Origin of the sequence: Paragemmobacter kunshanensis, from assembly GCF_011059185.1 — a bacterium.
GTDB lineage: Bacteria > Pseudomonadota > Alphaproteobacteria > Rhodobacterales > Rhodobacteraceae > Paragemmobacter > Paragemmobacter kunshanensis.
Map to the genome: position 1 here is coordinate 9,811 of NZ_JAALFE010000003.1, position 15,423 is coordinate 25,233.

11 protein-coding genes are annotated in these 15,423 nt (G+C 67.7%); 8 read left to right on the plus strand and 3 right to left on the minus strand.

Annotation, left to right across the window (positions count from 1 at the left end; translation table 11 throughout):
- The first annotated feature begins 7 nt into the window (after nucleotides 1-7).
- From G5V65_RS03905 to G5V65_RS03935, 7 genes are all read left to right on the plus strand, one after another.
- Entirely contained in the window at nucleotides 8-685 is a 678-nt protein-coding gene (locus G5V65_RS03905) for a flagellar basal body L-ring protein FlgH (protein ID WP_165047258.1), read from the plus strand.
- Nucleotides 685-1,800, plus strand: a complete 1,116-nt coding sequence (locus tag G5V65_RS03910) for a flagellar basal body P-ring protein FlgI (RefSeq protein WP_165047536.1) — start codon at nucleotides 685-687, stop codon at nucleotides 1,798-1,800. The genes G5V65_RS03905 and G5V65_RS03910 overlap by 1 nt, the downstream gene beginning before the upstream one ends.
- The gene (locus G5V65_RS03915) at nucleotides 1,800-2,093 is read left to right on the plus strand and encodes a rod-binding protein (RefSeq protein WP_165047259.1); all 294 of its coding nucleotides are present in this window, start codon (nucleotides 1,800-1,802) and stop codon (nucleotides 2,091-2,093) included. The genes G5V65_RS03910 and G5V65_RS03915 overlap by 1 nt, the downstream gene beginning before the upstream one ends.
- Entirely contained in the window at nucleotides 2,093-6,205 is a 4,113-nt protein-coding gene (locus G5V65_RS03920) for a FlgK family flagellar hook-associated protein (RefSeq protein WP_165047261.1), read from the plus strand. The genes G5V65_RS03915 and G5V65_RS03920 overlap by 1 nt, the downstream gene beginning before the upstream one ends.
- A gap of 12 nt (nucleotides 6,206-6,217) precedes the next feature.
- Nucleotides 6,218-7,489, plus strand: coding sequence for a flagellar hook-associated protein FlgL (gene flgL / locus G5V65_RS03925; RefSeq protein ID WP_165047263.1), 1,272 nt, complete (start codon nucleotides 6,218-6,220; stop codon nucleotides 7,487-7,489).
- Between the two features lie 39 nt (nucleotides 7,490-7,528).
- Complete coding sequence (locus tag G5V65_RS03930; RefSeq protein WP_165047265.1) at nucleotides 7,529-8,473, plus strand: transglycosylase SLT domain-containing protein; 945 nt, start codon at nucleotides 7,529-7,531, stop codon at nucleotides 8,471-8,473.
- A gap of 240 nt (nucleotides 8,474-8,713) precedes the next feature.
- Nucleotides 8,714-9,766, plus strand: coding sequence for a sigma-54 interaction domain-containing protein (locus G5V65_RS03935; RefSeq protein WP_343162814.1), 1,053 nt, complete (start codon nucleotides 8,714-8,716; stop codon nucleotides 9,764-9,766).
- A gap of 34 nt (nucleotides 9,767-9,800) precedes the next feature.
- On the opposite strand, the gene fliD is transcribed toward G5V65_RS03935, so the two are convergent.
- Genes fliD through G5V65_RS03950 form a run of 3 tightly spaced genes read right to left on the minus strand, consistent with a single transcriptional unit; the run spans nucleotide 9,801 to nucleotide 13,513 of the window.
- Nucleotides 9,801-11,447 (minus strand): flagellar filament capping protein FliD, encoded by a 1,647-nt coding sequence (fliD, locus tag G5V65_RS03940; protein WP_165047269.1) that lies wholly within the window; start codon nucleotides 11,445-11,447, stop codon nucleotides 9,801-9,803.
- 53 nt (nucleotides 11,448-11,500) lie between these two features.
- Complete coding sequence (locus G5V65_RS03945; protein WP_165047270.1) at nucleotides 11,501-12,739, minus strand: OmpA family protein; 1,239 nt, start codon at nucleotides 12,737-12,739, stop codon at nucleotides 11,501-11,503.
- 12 nt (nucleotides 12,740-12,751) lie between these two features.
- Nucleotides 12,752-13,513: a motility protein A gene (locus G5V65_RS03950; RefSeq protein ID WP_165047272.1), complete on the minus strand. Its 762-nt coding sequence runs from the start codon at nucleotides 13,511-13,513 to the stop codon at nucleotides 12,752-12,754.
- 228 nt (nucleotides 13,514-13,741) lie between these two features.
- On the opposite strand from G5V65_RS03950, the gene G5V65_RS03955 reads away from it, so the two are divergent.
- Nucleotides 13,742-15,265 carry a flagellin N-terminal helical domain-containing protein gene (locus G5V65_RS03955; protein ID WP_165047273.1) on the plus strand — a complete coding sequence of 508 codons (1,524 nt, stop codon included), beginning with the start codon at nucleotides 13,742-13,744 and terminating at the stop codon, nucleotides 15,263-15,265.
- Nucleotides 15,266-15,423 lie beyond the last annotated feature (158 nt).

Consider the following 15,423-nt stretch of genomic DNA (forward strand, 5'->3'; position numbering starts at 1 on the left):
CTGATTGATGAAAACCTCTCCCTCCGCCCCCCTCGCGGCCCTGACCCTGCTCCTCACCGTTGCGGCCTGCACGCCCACCTATATCGAAGAGAAGGAGTCGCTGAACTTCGCCCCGGTCTACCCCGAGGACGGCTATACCGACAGCGCCGCCCTGCCCACGGGCGGGATCTACACCGCCTCGTCGGGCGGCATCTTCGCCTCGGATCGCCGCGCCGCGCGGGTGGGCGACATCCTGACCGTGCAATTCGCCGAACGCTTCCAGGCATCCAAGACGCAATCCACCAGCGGTTCGCGCTCCAACGACTATTCCATCGACATGCCCGATGTGCTGACGCTCGGCCTCGATGATGGCGTGCTGGACAACGGCACCGACCAGTCCTTCGCCGGTCGCGGCCAGGCCCAGCAATCGAACTCGCTCACCGGGCGGCTTTCGGTGCAGGTCGTGCGTGTCCTGCCGGGCGGGCAGCTGGAAATCATGGGCCAGAAACGGCTGACACTGAACAACGGCAACGAATATGTCCGCCTGACGGGCGTCGTCCGCCCCGAAGACATCAGCGCCGACAACGTGATCCTGTCGGATCGCATCGCCCATGCCACGATCAAATATGTGGGCGCGGGCACCGTGCATGATACCTCGCGCCCCGGCTGGCTGCGCCGCGGCCTCGATGTGGTGTCGCCGCTGTGATCCGCGCGGCCCTCATCGCCCTTGCCCTTCTGGCCGGCCTCGCCCCCGCGGCGATGGCCGACCGGCTGAAGGACATCACCTCTGTCGCCGGCGTCCGGTCCAACCCGCTGGTGGGCTATGGCATCGTCGTCGGCCTCGCAGGCTCGGGCGATGGCAATTCCGGGCTCACCCTGCAATCGCTGCAATCCCTGATCTCGCGTCTCGGCCTCACGGTCGAGGCGTCGGATCTGAACGCCAAGAACGCCGCCGCCGTCATGGTCACGGCCGAACTCGCCCCCTTCATGAAGGAAGGGCAGGTGCTTGATGTCACCGTCTCCACCGTCGGCTCGGCCAAGTCGCTCAAGGGCGGCACGCTTCTGATGACGCCGCTGATGGGCGCGGATGGCGAAATCTACGCCATCGCCCAGGGCAATCTCATCGTCGGCGGGCTGGGCGTCGAAGGCAAGGACGGCTCCTCGCTCACCGTCAACATCCCCACCGTCGGCCGCATCCCGCGCGGCGGCACTGTCGAACGCATGGTCGAGGCCCCCTTCCAGGACACCGACAACCTCATCCTCAACCTCAACCGCCCCGATTTCTCCACCGCCGCCGCCGTGGCCAAGGCCGTGAACGAAGTCTTCGGTCCCGATGTCGCCACCCCGATCGACGGCACCTCCGTCGCCGTCCGCGCGCCCTATGATCCGGGCCAGCGCGTCACCTTCATGGGGATGCTGGAAAACATCGACGTCACCCCTGATGCGCCTGCCGCCAAGGTCGTGGTCAACTCCCGCACCGGCACCGTCGTCATCGGCGGCCATGTCCGCGTCACCCCCGCCGCCGTCACCCATGGCTCCCTCACTGTCTCCATCTCCGAAGACCCCCAGGTGAACCAGAGCGCGACCGTCGTCACCGGCGACGGCACCGTCGTCGTCCCCGGCGAAACCACCGTCACCCCCGACAGCACCGTCGCCGCAACCGAGGAAAACCCCCGCGCCTTCGTCTTCGATCCGGGCGTCTCTCTCGCCTCGCTGGTCGATGCCATCAACGCGGTCGGCGCCTCGCCCTCCGATCTGGTGGCGATCCTCGAAGCCCTGCGCGAAGCGGGCGCGCTGCGCGCCGAACTCGTGGTGATCTGATGGAACTCAAACCCCTCTCCGGCAGCCTGCCCCTCGCCCGCGAAAACAGCGCCGCCGACCTGCGCCGCGCCGCCGAAGGGTTCGAGGAGATCTTCCTCACCCAGATGCTCAAGGCCGCCCGTTCGGCCTCGCTCGGGGATGACATCATGGGATCCAGCGCCGTCGAAAAGACGCGCGATCTCTTCGATGCCGAAATCGCCCGCTCCTCTTCGCGCCGCACGGGGCTCGGCATCGCCGACGCGGTCGAACGCCAGTTCTCGCCCTTCGTCACCTCCGGCAGCAAGGCTGACTGATGTCGAACATCATGGACATTGCAAGCTCGGCCATCGGTGCCTACCGCACCGCGCTGGGCGTCACGGGCGAGAACATCGCCAATGTGAACACCGAAGGCTACCGCCGCCGCGATGTCACCACCTCGCAGATCGGCGGGGCGCAGACCACCGTCACCACCATGGCGACGGGCGGGCAGGGCGTGCAGGTCGATCAGATCCGCCGCGCCTTCGATGCCCTTCTGGCCCAGCGCCTGCGCACCAGCGGCGCCGATGTCTCCGCGGCCGAGGTGCATCTCGACGCCGCCCTTGCCGTGGAAACCCAGCTTCTGCCCAATACCGGCGGCATTGATGCGGCGCTGGAGGATTTCTTTGCCTCCATCGGCAGCCTCGCCGCCTCGCCCGCCGATACCTCGCTGCGCCGGGTCGCCATCGAATCCGGCCGCACCCTTGCCTCGGCCTTCCAGGGCATCGCCGCCGGCCTCATGCGCCTGCGCGAGGATACCTATGCCGCAGCCGAACTGTCCGCCGCCCAGGCGACCGAGGATCTGCGCGATCTCGCCGAACTCCAGCTGCGGTTCAGCGCCAATAGCGGCGCGGTCGGCGCGCTCAACCCGCTGCATGACGAACGCGATCGCCTGCTGGCCGATCTCGCCGCCAATATCGGCATTTCGGTCGAACTCGATGCCGCGGGCCGGGCCACCGTCACGCTGGGCACTTCGGGCGGCGGGCCGCTGCTCCTTGGCCCCGACGGGCCTGCCGTGATCACCACCTCCGGCCTGACCGACCTCACCCTCACCATCGCGCGCAACGGCACCACCCGCGACACCCGCATGATCGGCACCGGCGCGCTGGGCGGCTATGCCACCGCGCTTGGCGCCATCGACACCGCGCTTGAGGAGATTGACGCGCTGGCCCGCAAGATCGCGGGCGAGATGAACGCCGTCCATTCCGCCGGGATAGATCTGACCGGCGCCCCCGGCGGCGACATGTTCTCGCTCGATGGCTGGGTGATGTCGCGCGCCACCGGCAACCAGGGCTTCGCCCGCGCCGAAATCACCACCACCGGCCCCGCGACGACCGGCCCGATCACCCTGATCCGCGACGCCGCCCTTGGCGTCTGGCGGGCCGAGGATGCGCTGGGCACCGTTCTGGGAAGCGCGGCCAGCCTGCTCGTCCTGCCCGGCGTCACGATCGAGATCGAGGGCGAACCCGCCAATGGCGACCGGCTCACCTTCAACCCCACCACCGGCCTTGCCGCCAACATGCGCTTCCTGCCCGATGTCCCCGAACGGCTCGCCGCCGCCGTGGCCACGCTCGTGGCCCCCGCGCCGGGCAATTCCGGCTCCGGCTCCGTCGCCATGGCGCCCACCACCGTGGCCCCGCCCCCCGTCGCCGCGCTCGATACGCTTTTCACTGCGGGCGGCACCGGGGCAGGGGCGGCCACGCTCCTGTCCTCGGGCGTAGTCGGCCATATCCCGGCCGGAACCTCCACGGTCAGCCTCGCCAGCCTCGGCACGCAGGCCACGGCGGATTTCGCGCTTTCCGATGCCGCCGCCGCCACCACGACGAACCTCACCGTCACGCTGGATGGCGTGGCCCACAGCTTCGACCTCACCACCCTTGTGGGCGGCGCGCCCCGCCCGCCGGGCTGGACCAGCGCCCAGCTTGCCGCCGCCCTCACCGCGGGCCAGTTCGAAACCGCCGCCGGCGAAACCTTCGCCAGCCTGGGCCTTGCCGCCGCAGGCACCGATGGCGGCTTCACCCTGTCGCGCAGCGCAGGCCCCATCGACGCGGCCACGCTTGACGCCGCGCCCGCCCTGCTCTCCCCGGCCCTGCCGCAGGGGGGCACCATCAACATCTTCACCCGCGAAGGCCGCCAGATCGCGGGCACCCCGCTTTCCGCCGCCGAAGTGGCGCTTCTCTTCACCACCGCCAACGGCTTCCTGCCCGGCGCGCAATATGTGGCCGATTACCTCGAAGCCCCCGATGGCATCGGCTATCGCGGCCTCGACCTCGACAGCACGCAGGGCAGCGGCCGCCAGTCCGCCACCCTCATGCCGCCCGCCGTCGCCACATGGTCCGGCGCGGTCGAGGCCGCGGCCTCCCCCGCCCGCACCATCCTTCTGGAAGAACCCGGCGCCGCACCCATCACCCTGACCCTGCCCGCAGGCAGCAATGCCCGCCGCCTGGCCGAGATGATGACCGAAGCCTATCCCGGTCTGGAAGCCAGCGCCGAAACCTCCGCCATGCTCAGCGTCGCCGGGGATGGCCGCGTCGAATTCCGGCTCGAAGGCACCAATACCACCCCGCTCACCGTTTCGGGCGATGTGGCGGGCGGGCGGCTCGACAGCCTGCTGATCGCGGTCAACGCCATTTCGGGCGCGACGGGCATCACGGCCGAGCTTTCGCCCGATGGCACCCGCCTTCTGATGACCCAGGCCGATGGGGCCGATATCCGCCTGACCGGCTTCGCCCATGGCGCGGGCGGCACGGCCAGCCTGCAACCCTCCGATGCCAGCGGTCAGGCCCAGGGGGCAGCAGTCACCCTTGGCGCGGGGCAGGATGCCGCGCGGCTCTCCGGGCAGGTCCATCTGACGCAGAACAGCACCTTCACCGTCACCATCGACGCCAACCGCATCGATTCCGCCGCCGATGCCTTCTCGGGCGGCCTGATCACCTCCACCTCTTCCGCCGCAGGGGCGCAGCGCAGCCTGACCCTTGGCTTCGATCCCGCCTTCGATGGCACCAGCGCCGCCACCGATGGCAGCGCCGCCATGGCCGGGCCCACGGATTACAGCCTCACCCTCGGCGGGCGCAGCGTCACGCTCAACAGCGCCAGCATCGCGGCCACCTCTGCCGCCGATGTCGCGGCGGGCCTCGCCGCCCTCCTGCGCGAAGACATGCCCACCGCCACGCTGTCCGGCGCGGCACTGGCCCAACTGCCCGCCGAAGGCGCATCGACCCTGATCCGCGTCGATGGCGCGGATTACGTCCTGCGCATGACGGGCGGCGCGGTGCAGGTCACCGGCCCCGAAACCGGCCGCATCACCGCGGCCTTCGATGGCGCGAACCGCCTGCAGATCACCGTCAACGGCGGCAGCACCGATGCGGGCTTCGTCACCGTCCCCGCCACCACCGGGGCTGCCGCCTTCGGCATCGCCCCGGCCCAGGCCCCCGTCACCCGCCTGACCGGCCAGCCCGCCAATCCCGCGGGCCTGCCCGCCGCGCTGCAGGTGGAAATCGGCACCACGCTTTATACCCTCACAGTCGGCGGCGGGCCCACCGTCACCCTGCCGCCCGGCTTTCCCGGCACGGCCACTGTCGATGGGCTGGGCGCGATCACGCTGGAACTGCCCGCAGGCAGCGCCCCCGCCCGCATCCTGCCCGGCGCCGATGCGACGGGCCTCTCCTCTCTCGGCGCCTCGCTCTCCGTCGCGGGGGACCGGCTCGATCTCACCGCCTCCGACGCCGCCCCCCTGCAACTTGCCGCCAGCACCGCCTCGCTCGCCGGTCAGCGGCTGACGCTGGGCAACCTGCCCCCCGAAGACCTGATCGTTGTGATGACAGGCACCGGCAACCTGCGCATGGCGGGCTCCGTCACTGCGGGCGCCCCGCCCAGCACCGCCCCTGCCGTGGAACTGCGCATGCTTGATGCCTCCTCCGGCACGGTCGGCCTCTTCGACATCGCCACCGGCCATTCCATCGGCACCCGCGTCCTCGATGCCTCGGGCGGCGCGGTGATCGACGGCCTCTCCATCGCCGTCAACGGCAACCCCGTCAACGGCGATGCCTTCCGCCTGACGCCCAACAGCGACGGTCGCAACGATGGCCGCGCGCTCGACAGCATCCTCGCCCTGCGCTTTGCCGATGTCGCCACCGGGCGCGGCGGCTTTGCCCGCATCCTGTCGGACCTGCAATCCGAAACCGGCACCCGCGCCGCCGCCGCGAAACAGACCCTGTCCGCCCGCACCGCGGTGAACGACACGATCCGCCGCGCCGATGCCGAACAGGGCGCCGTCGATCTGGATGCCGAGGCCGCCCGCATGCTCGAACTGCAACAGAACTACCAGGCCGCCGCCCAGATCATGGTCGTGGCCCAGGAAATGTTCGACACCCTTCTCAACTCGCTCTGAAAGGTCTGATCCATGACCGCCAGCATCGGCAACGCCCTTTTCGGCAAGATCTCGATGGAGAATTTCAACCGCCTCTCGTCCGAGGTGGCCGATCTCCAGTCGCAGATCTCGTCGGGCAAGAACGATCCCCGCCCCTCGGCCGATCCGATGCGCGCGGCCAAGCTGTCGGTCGTCACCGAACAAAGCGCCGCCGTGGCCCGCTTCACCGAAAACTCCCAACTCGCCACCGACCGGCTGGATCAGGCCGATCTCGCCATGGGGGAACTGGGCAATATCGTCCGCGAATTCCAGCAGATCTCGATCCAGGCCGCCAATGACACGCTGACGGAAGAAGGCATCGCGGGCCTGCGGGCCGAGGCGCTCTCGCTGCGCACCGCGCTCAAGACCGTGGCCAATGCCCGTGATACGATGGGCCTGCCGCTCTTTGCCGGCTTCGGCAGCGCCGAACCCTTCGCCGAAGGGCCGCAGGGCGTGGTCTATCGCGGTGATGGCGGCCGCCCCACGCTGCGCATGTCGGAAACCGCCACCCTCGCCACCGGCCTCAACGGGGCCGAGGTCTTCATGTCCGTCCCCACCGACAATGACGGAACCCGCAGCCTCTTCGACATGGTCGACGATCTGATCGCCACCCTCTCCCTGCCGCTGCAACCCTCGCGCCCCGATCACCGCGTTCCCAACCAGGGCCTCTTCACCCCCGCCGCCACCCGCGACCCGGTCAACCTCACCTTCACCCTCACCGGCCCCGACGGCAGCGCGACGATCTCGGCCGAGGTGATGCGCGGCACCCCCGCCGTCCTGCGCGATGCGGTCAATGCCGCCACCCCCGGCACGGGCATCACCGCCCGCATCGCCGATGATGGCGAAAGCCTGATCTTTGAATCCCGTGGCGACATCTCCGTCAGCAACTTCATCCAGCCCACCGCGGGCCGCCAGCCTGTGGCCTCCTTCGTGGCCCTCGACGATGCCTTCGTTCCCAATGCCGTGGGCGTGGTCCTGCGCACCGAACGCATGTCCTCCAGCCACATGGTCGGCCTCTTCGGCGATGCCGTCTCCCACGCCGCCGCCCAGCGGGCCGAGGTGGGCGCCCTTGGGCGCCTCGCCGAAGATCACGCGGGCGTGCTGGCCGATCGCAAGCTGCGCATGGATCAGTCCATCGCCAATCTTCAGGATCTCGACGTCGCCGCCGCCATCACGAAGCTGCAGCAGCTTCTCCTCACCGAACAGGCGTCGCAGCAGACCTTCGTCAAGATCAACGGCTCCAGCCTTTTCGACTATATGCGCTGAATCCGCGCCCAACTGGCCCGGGGCTTGCAACAGCACCGCATGCTGCGCGCGCTTCTCCTCTCGCTTGCCCTTCTCCTGCCCGGCCTTGCCGTGGCGCAGGATTGCGCCCGCCTCGCGGCCGAAGCCGGGGCCGAGGCCGGGCTTCCCGACGGCCTGCTTCCCGCCATTTCCCTGGTCGAGGCCGGGCGCGGCGATGGCCAGGGCGGCATCGCCCCCTGGCCCTGGACGCTGAACCAGGGCGGCAAGGGGATGTATTTCGATACCCGCGAAGAGGCGCTCGCCTATCTGAAACAGGCCGTGGCCGATGGCGTCACCAATATCGACGTGGGCTGCATGCAGCTGAACTGGAAATGGCATTCCGCGGGCTTCGCCAGCCCCGAAGACATGATGGATCCCGCCCGCAACACCCGCTACGCAGCCCGCTTCATGGTGGAACTCTACAACCGTCTGGGATCGTGGGAGGTGGCAGCCTCCGCCTATCACTCCACCGATCCCGAACGCGGCAAGCGCTATCTGCGCAAGGTCATGGCCGCCCGCGACAGCTTTGAACTTTCCCCCGTCGAACCCGGCCAGGACGCCCCCGAAGGCGAGGCGCGCGTCCTTCTTGTCGCCATCCCCGCGCAGCTTGACGGCATCCTTGCCCGCTCCGGCTCGCCCCTCGTGGCGCTGGCCTCCGCCCCGCCTGCCGACGGCTTCGAAGGCGAAACCCCCTTCGATGCCATCGGCGAGGAAGACCCCGCCACCACCGATCCTGCAGCCGAAGACATGGCCGCCGAAGACACCCCCGTCACGGCCTCTGCCGATACCGCGCCTCCCGCCCGCCCTGTCCGGCGCGGAACTGAGCGCGCCGCGCCGCCCGACCTGCCCATGGTCATCGCCGCCGCCAGCACCAGCCTCGCCTTGCCCGAAAACCTGCCCCCCCGCCTGCGCCACCGCTGGCCCGAGGTCGAGGCGATGCGCCAGATCCTGCTGGAAATGCCATAAACCAACGATCTATGCGCTTTTAAGTGATTGTTAAGTAAAGCGAAACCCTACATACGAAAGTATGGGGCCTTCCCACCGCTACGGGCGTCCGCCATCCCAATCTCCCCCGTTCACCCGACTGTGATCGCGTTGAATCGCAGCCCGACTCCCTATCATGTGAACCCAAGGTGCCGTTGGAGATAAGTTATGACGACTCAGTGGATTGCTCGTGACATTTCTGCTCATGCCATTCCTGTTCCGGTGAATTTGATTGATCGCGTGATCGTCGGGGAAACCGCCCCGATGCGCCAACTCAAGCGGATGATCTCTGCCGTTGCCGTCTCCGATGCCGCCGTGCTTGTCCGTGGTCCCACCGGGGCCGGCAAGGAACTGGTCGCCGAAGCGCTGCACCGCGCCTCGGGCCGGTCGGGGGCGCTGGTCGCGGTCAACTGCGCCGCCATTCCGGCCGAGCTTCTGGAAAGCGAACTCTTCGGCCATGAAAAGGGCGCCTTCACCGGCGCCGAAAAGGCCCGCCCGGGCCGCATCGAACAGGCGGCGGGCGGCACGCTCTTTCTTGACGAAATCGGCGACATGCCCCTCGCCCTGCAGGCAAAGCTGCTGCGCGTCCTCGAAACCCGCCGGATCCAGCGCCTTGGCGGCACCTCCGAACAGATGGTGGATTTCCGCCTCGTCACCGCCACCCACCGCGATCTGAATGCCGCTGTCGCCGCGGGCGACTTCCGCGCCGATCTCTTCTACCGGATCTCGGTCTTCCCGCTTTCGGTGCCCAGCCTCGCCGAACGCACTGCCGATATCCCCCTCATCCTCGCCCGCCTGATCGAGGACTACAGCGCCGCCAATCCCGCCGCCGAAATCCCGCATTTCGATCTCGGCGCGCTGCGCGCCCTGTCGGCCCATCCCTGGCCGGGCAATATCCGCGAATTGAAGAACGTCCTGATGCGCGCCTTCGTCATGCTGCCGGGCCGCATGGTCACCGCGCGCCATGTGCGCGACAACCTCCTCGGCATGGAAATGCCCGCGCCCGAGGATGAGGATTTCTCCCTCCCCGAACCGCCCGCCCCGGCCGAAAAGGGCGATCTTCCCGATCCCTCGCAATTCCACGATGCGCTGTCCCGCCTGAACGACATCGACCTGCGCGGCTATATCCGCGATATCGAAGTGGCCCTGATCGAGGCCGCGCTGGACAAGCGTCAGGGCAATGTCGCCCAGGCCGCCGATGCGCTGCGGCTGCGGCGCACCACGCTGATCGAAAAGATGAAGAAATTCGGCATCCGCCGCGGTCTCGTCGCCTGATCGGGCCAGGCCGCGCGCCCGCGCGGCCTCTGGCTCAGCTGGACTTGTTCCACTGCGCCACAAGGTTATCCAGATAGGCGCCCGTGCTTTTCAGCCCGGCAATCGCCGTCTCCATCGCGGTAAAGCGCGACAGATAGCGCTTCTCGATCAGCGCCGTGCGCGCCTCCAGCGCGGTGATCTGGTCCGTCGCCTCGGTGACGCGGCCGTTCAACTGGCTTTCCCGCTCGTTCAGGCTGTTCGCCCCGCCCGACAGCGCGGTGTTCAGCATCGTCTCCAGCGAACTCAGGAAACTCTTGCCATAGCGCACCTCGGTCGATGTCAGGTCATCGGGCACCGTCACCCGCAGCCCGGCCATCTCGCCGCTGAACAGGATGTATTGCGTCCGCGCATCCCCCGCCGACAGGCCCAGCATCGACTCGCCGTTCAGCGTGGCCTCGCCCGTCACCGCATCGCGGATGAAAGTGTATCCGCCGCCCTTCGCGTTCAGCCCGGGCGTCCCGCTCACCTCCACCCCCGGGGTCGAGGCCGAAAGCCTATTCGAAAACACCATGTCGAAGGCCGCCGGATCGGCGGTGAAGGCCGCCTCGAACCGCACCGCATCCAGCCGCAGCGATCCGTCGCGATTGGTGGCCACCCCGAAATCCGACAGCCGCTTCGATCCCGCGCCAAAGCCGCTGATCGGCCCCGACAGCAGGGATGCCAGATCCGTCTTCAGCTTCTCGATCAGCCGGTCCCCCGCCAGCGCGCCCGCCGTCGTATCCGCCGTGCCGCGCGCCGACAGATCCGTCAGCACCTTCCGCGCCAGGTTCAACTGCTCCACCAGCGCCTGCATGTTCACCCGCGCCGTCTCAACATCCCGGCTGAAGGAAATCGTCGTCTCCGTCCCGGCGGGGGCGGTGATGTCCAGCACCGCGCCGGGGATCAGGTCGTCGATCGTGTTCGTCGGGCGCGACACCACGATCCCGTCCACCGACAGAACCGCATCCTGCGCCCCCTGGATCTGCACCGTCTCGTTCGTCGCGGTCGTGTCAAAGGCCCCCAGCCCTGCCACCGTCTCGTTCACGGTAAAGCGCAGCGCCGATCCCGCGCCCGGCTCGCTCACCACACCCAGCGAGAATGTCCCGTCCCCCTTGTCCAGCACCCGCGCCGAAAGGCCCGGCAGCCCGTCCAGCGTCTCGGCCAGCATCTCCAGCGTCACGCCCGAGGGAATGTCCAGCGTCCGCACCGTGCTTTCGGGGTTCACCGCAAAGGCCGGATTGCCGCCTGCATCCTCATACCAGGCGCCGATCTCGATCTGCATCGTCCCCGCCCCCACCAGCGCATCGCGCGTGGTGAACCCGGCGAATTCCAGAACCTGCCGCGTGGCCAGCTGCTCCACCCCCACCGACATGGTCGTATTGCTGATCTTCGACGGATCCGTGATCGTCACGCCCACGCCCGCATTGCCCGATTTCGCCGCCAGCACCGGGTTTTCCCGCAGCACCGTCACCGCCGCCGACAATTCGTTCAGCTGCGATCGCACCTGCCCCAGCGCCGAAATCGAAAGCTGCGCCGTCTCCACCTTGCTGTTCTGCGCCTTGATCCGCGAGGCCGTCTCCGCCGTGGCAAGCGTCGTCGACAGCTCCCGCAGGTTCAACCCCGAGCCGTTCTTGTTCAGCGAAGTCAAGACATCGACGGCCATGCGCTCAGCCCTTTTTCCCTACACAACCTTAACGGCAGTCATCCCGCCAAAGTTTAATCCTGTCCCGTCCCCGGCGCGCCGCCCGGCGTGCCATAGTCGATCTCGATCTCGATCCGGCGGTTCTTCTCGCGGCCTTCCTCGGTCGCATTGTCCGCCACCGGCGCGGTTTCCCCCTTCGACACGGCGGTGATCTGCGCCGGGTTCACCGCGCCGCTCTCCACCAGTTCCCGCACCACGGACGAGGCCCGCGCCGCCCCCAGCCCGAAATTGTCCACGAAAGGCGATGCCGACAGCGGCACGTCATCGGTATGGCCCGTCACGGTGATCTTCGCATCCGGGCTCAGGGCCGTTCCCGCGATCTGGCGCAGGATCTCTTCCGCCTCGGCCGTCAGGTCAGCCGAGCCCGAACCAAAGGCGCCGCCCGCCCCCACGGTCACGAAGACCGCCCCGTCGCGCCGCTCCACCTCGACAAGGCCCTGCGCCGCCTGGTCGCGCAGCGCCACGCTCAGCTTCGCCTCGGCAAAGCCCGGGCTTGTCGCGCGGCCCTGCGAGGTGCCGCCCTCACCGCCCTGGCCCGGCGCGGCCTCGCCGCTGCCATCCTCGGCAGGCTCGTCGGGGGCCGCGACCTGCTGCTTGGGATCGTTGCCCGTGGCATCGCCCGTCTCTGCACCCGTCTTCTGGCCCTGCTCCGCGCCCTTCGGCGCCTCTGCCCCCGGCCCGGCAAGCGAGGCCAGCATCTCGGCGACTTCCGCAGCACTCGGCTGGCCCGCCCCTTCGGGCAGCTTCACCGTCACGCTCTGATCGCCCTGTTCCACCGTCAACTGCCCCGAGGCCAGCGCCTCCATCAATGCCTCGGCCGCGGCATCCGCCGCCGCTGCCGCCGCCTTCTCTTCCGGTGACCGCGCCTCGTCCGCGCCGTCCTTGCCGTCCCACTTGCCTTCATCCCCGGTCGGCGGCTCTTCGCCGTTTACCGTGTCAGGGGGCATCCCCTGCGGCTTGAAGTTCATTTCAAGGATCGTGCCAGCCTCGGGGTGTTGCAGCAACGGCGCCACCATCTGCGTGCCGAATGTCTCGCGCATGGAACCGGCCATCTTCTTGAAGCTCACCTCGTCGAACTTCGCGAAACCCAGGATCAGCACGAAGAAGGCCATCAGATTGGTGGCGATATCGGCAAATGTCGCAAGCCAGGCCGGCGCGCCCACCGGTGGGCAGGGCGGGGCGTCGTCGTCATCGTCATCCTCGACAACGGGCGGCGGCGGCCGCAGCAGCGTGACCTTGGCGGAACTGGCCATCCCCCACCCCCCTTACGCGGCCATCAGCCGCGCCTGCTCCTTGGGCGGCAGCACGGTCACCATCTGCTCCTGCACATTGCGCGGGCTGTCGCCCCGCGCGATCCCGCGCAGACCCTCGATCACCAACTCGCGATAGGCCACCTCGTCCGCGCTGTATCCCTCCAGCTTGGCCAGGATCGGCCCGAACAGCACATTGGCGATCAGCGCGCCGTAAAGCGTGGTCAGCAGCGCCACCGCCATGGCCGGGCCGATGGATTTCGGGTCGCTCATGTTGCCCAGCATCAGCACCAGCCCGATCAGCGTGCCCACCATCCCCATGGCGGGGCCAAAGTCGATCCAGGCCTTGATGGCGCTATGCACGCCTTCATGGCGCGACTTCATCGCCTTGATCTCCTGCTTCATGGCCTTCACCAGCTTGGCCTCGTCCGACCCGTCGATCAGCATCTGCAACCCGCGCTCGAAGAACCGGTCCGGCACCTGCTGCCCCTCCAGCGCCATCATCCCGTCCTTCCGCGCCACGGTGGAAAGTTCCACCATCCGCTCCACGACCTTGGACATGTCGAATACCGAAGGCTTGAACGCCTTCCCCAGCGCCTTGAAATGGCCGACGAACACCCCCATCGGCATCTTCATCATCACGATGAAGAAGGTCCCCCCGAACACGATGACCACAGACGGAATGTCGACAAAGGGCATCACGCCACCTGCAAAGATCATCGAACCGATGATCATCACGATCGCACCGATCAGACCGACAAGCGTTGCGATATCCATGGGGGCAGCTCCGGAAATTCCACGTCTGGCCCCTAGAACGGATCGAAAGCCGCCACTGATACCCCTTCGCGCATATACGCACGGATTCTTTTACGACAGGGCTTCGCGATCCCCCCGGACCTGGCGATTTTCGGGATTCTCGCCCCTCTCGCTAAACATCTCCGGATAGCGCCGTTGTCATTCCCGAGCGCAACAACGGCGCGATGGGAAATTCAGGAGGCTGAAACCATGACGACGATCAATACGAATATCGGTGCCATCGCCGCCCAGGCGAACATGACCAAGGTGAACGACGACTTCAACACCGCGATGACCCGCCTGTCCTCGGGCCTGCGGATCAACGCAGCCAAGGACGATGCGGCCGGCATGGCCATCGCCGAAAAGATGACCTCGCAGGTGATGGGCATCAACCAGGCCATCCGCAACGCCTCGGACGGCAAGAACCTGCTCGACACGACGGAAAGCGCGCATGTCGAAGTCTCGAACATGCTGCAGCGCGTCCGCGAACTGGCCGTGCAGTCGGCCAACGACACGAACACCGGCTCTGACCGCGGCAACATCACGGCAGAAGCCCGCCAGCTGGTCGCGGAAATCAACCGCGTTGCCGAAAACACCACCTTCAACGGCATGAAGGTCATGGACGGCTCCTTCAACGGCAAGCAGTTCCAGATCGGTGCCGATGCGGGCCAGACCCTTTCGATCTCGATCGACTCCACCGCCGCCACCGATATCGGCGCCTACAAGGTGAAGTCGAACGTCTCCATCGCCGACAACGCCACCACCCCGGCAGGCACCCGCGGCGCGCAGACGCTCGCCATCTCGGGCTTCGCCGGCTCCACCACCATCTCGGCGACGGCCACCATGTCGGCCTCGGAACTCGCGGCCGAAGTGAACTCCAAATCCGCCCAGACCGGGGTCGAGGCCACCGCCACCACCAAGGCGCGCCTCTCGGGCCTGACGGATGAGGGCATGGTCAGCTTCTCGGTCAACGGCACCTCCATCGGCACCGTCGCCATCGGCGATGTGGATGACCTGCGCTCGCTGCGCGACGCCATCAACAGCCAGACGACGAAAACCGGCGTCACCGCCTCGATGGGCGACGACAACGGCGAGATCATCCTGACGAACTCGACCGGCGCCAACATCGCCATCACCGGCTTCACCGCCACCAACTCCGGCGCGGCTGTCGGTTCGGAACCGAACCTCTCCGTGACGGCGCTTGACAGCGAAGGCACGGCGGTCGGTGCCGCGGTCGTCCTCGACCACGATACCGCAACCGCGGCGGATGTCCGCACCTCGGCCACCGTCACTGGCGAAGTCACCTTCACCTCGACCCAGACCTTCTCGGTCAACACGTCGAACGCCGACGTTGCCGCCACCGCGACGGTCACCGAGGTTGGCTTCTTCTCGGATCGTGCCAAGGATGCCGAACTGTCCTCGGTCGCCAATATCGACCTGTCCACCGCCGAAAACGCGGCCAAGGCCATCGGCGTGATCGACGTCGCCCTGCAGAAGATCAGCCAGGCGCGCGGTAACCTCGGTGCCCAGTCCAACCGCCTCGACTCGACGATCTCGAACCTGACCAACATCTCGGTTTCGGTTCAGACCGCCCGCTCGCAGGTCGTGGATGCCGACTTCGCCAAGGAATCGACGAACCTCGCCCGCGGCCAGATCCTCAGCCAGGCCGCGACCGCGATGCTCGCCCAGGCCAACTCGTCCAAGCAGAACGTCCTGAGTCTGCTCCGCGGCTGACGATTTCCTGACAGACAAAAGGATACCCCCGGTCCATCCGAACCGGGGGTATCTTTTATTTTCAATGGCTTACAAGGTGTCAAAAAAGCCGGAAAGTCGGCTTTCGGCCGTTTTAGGGGTGTCAAACGGAAATTTTGCAAGGCCCCGCGGGCATCGGT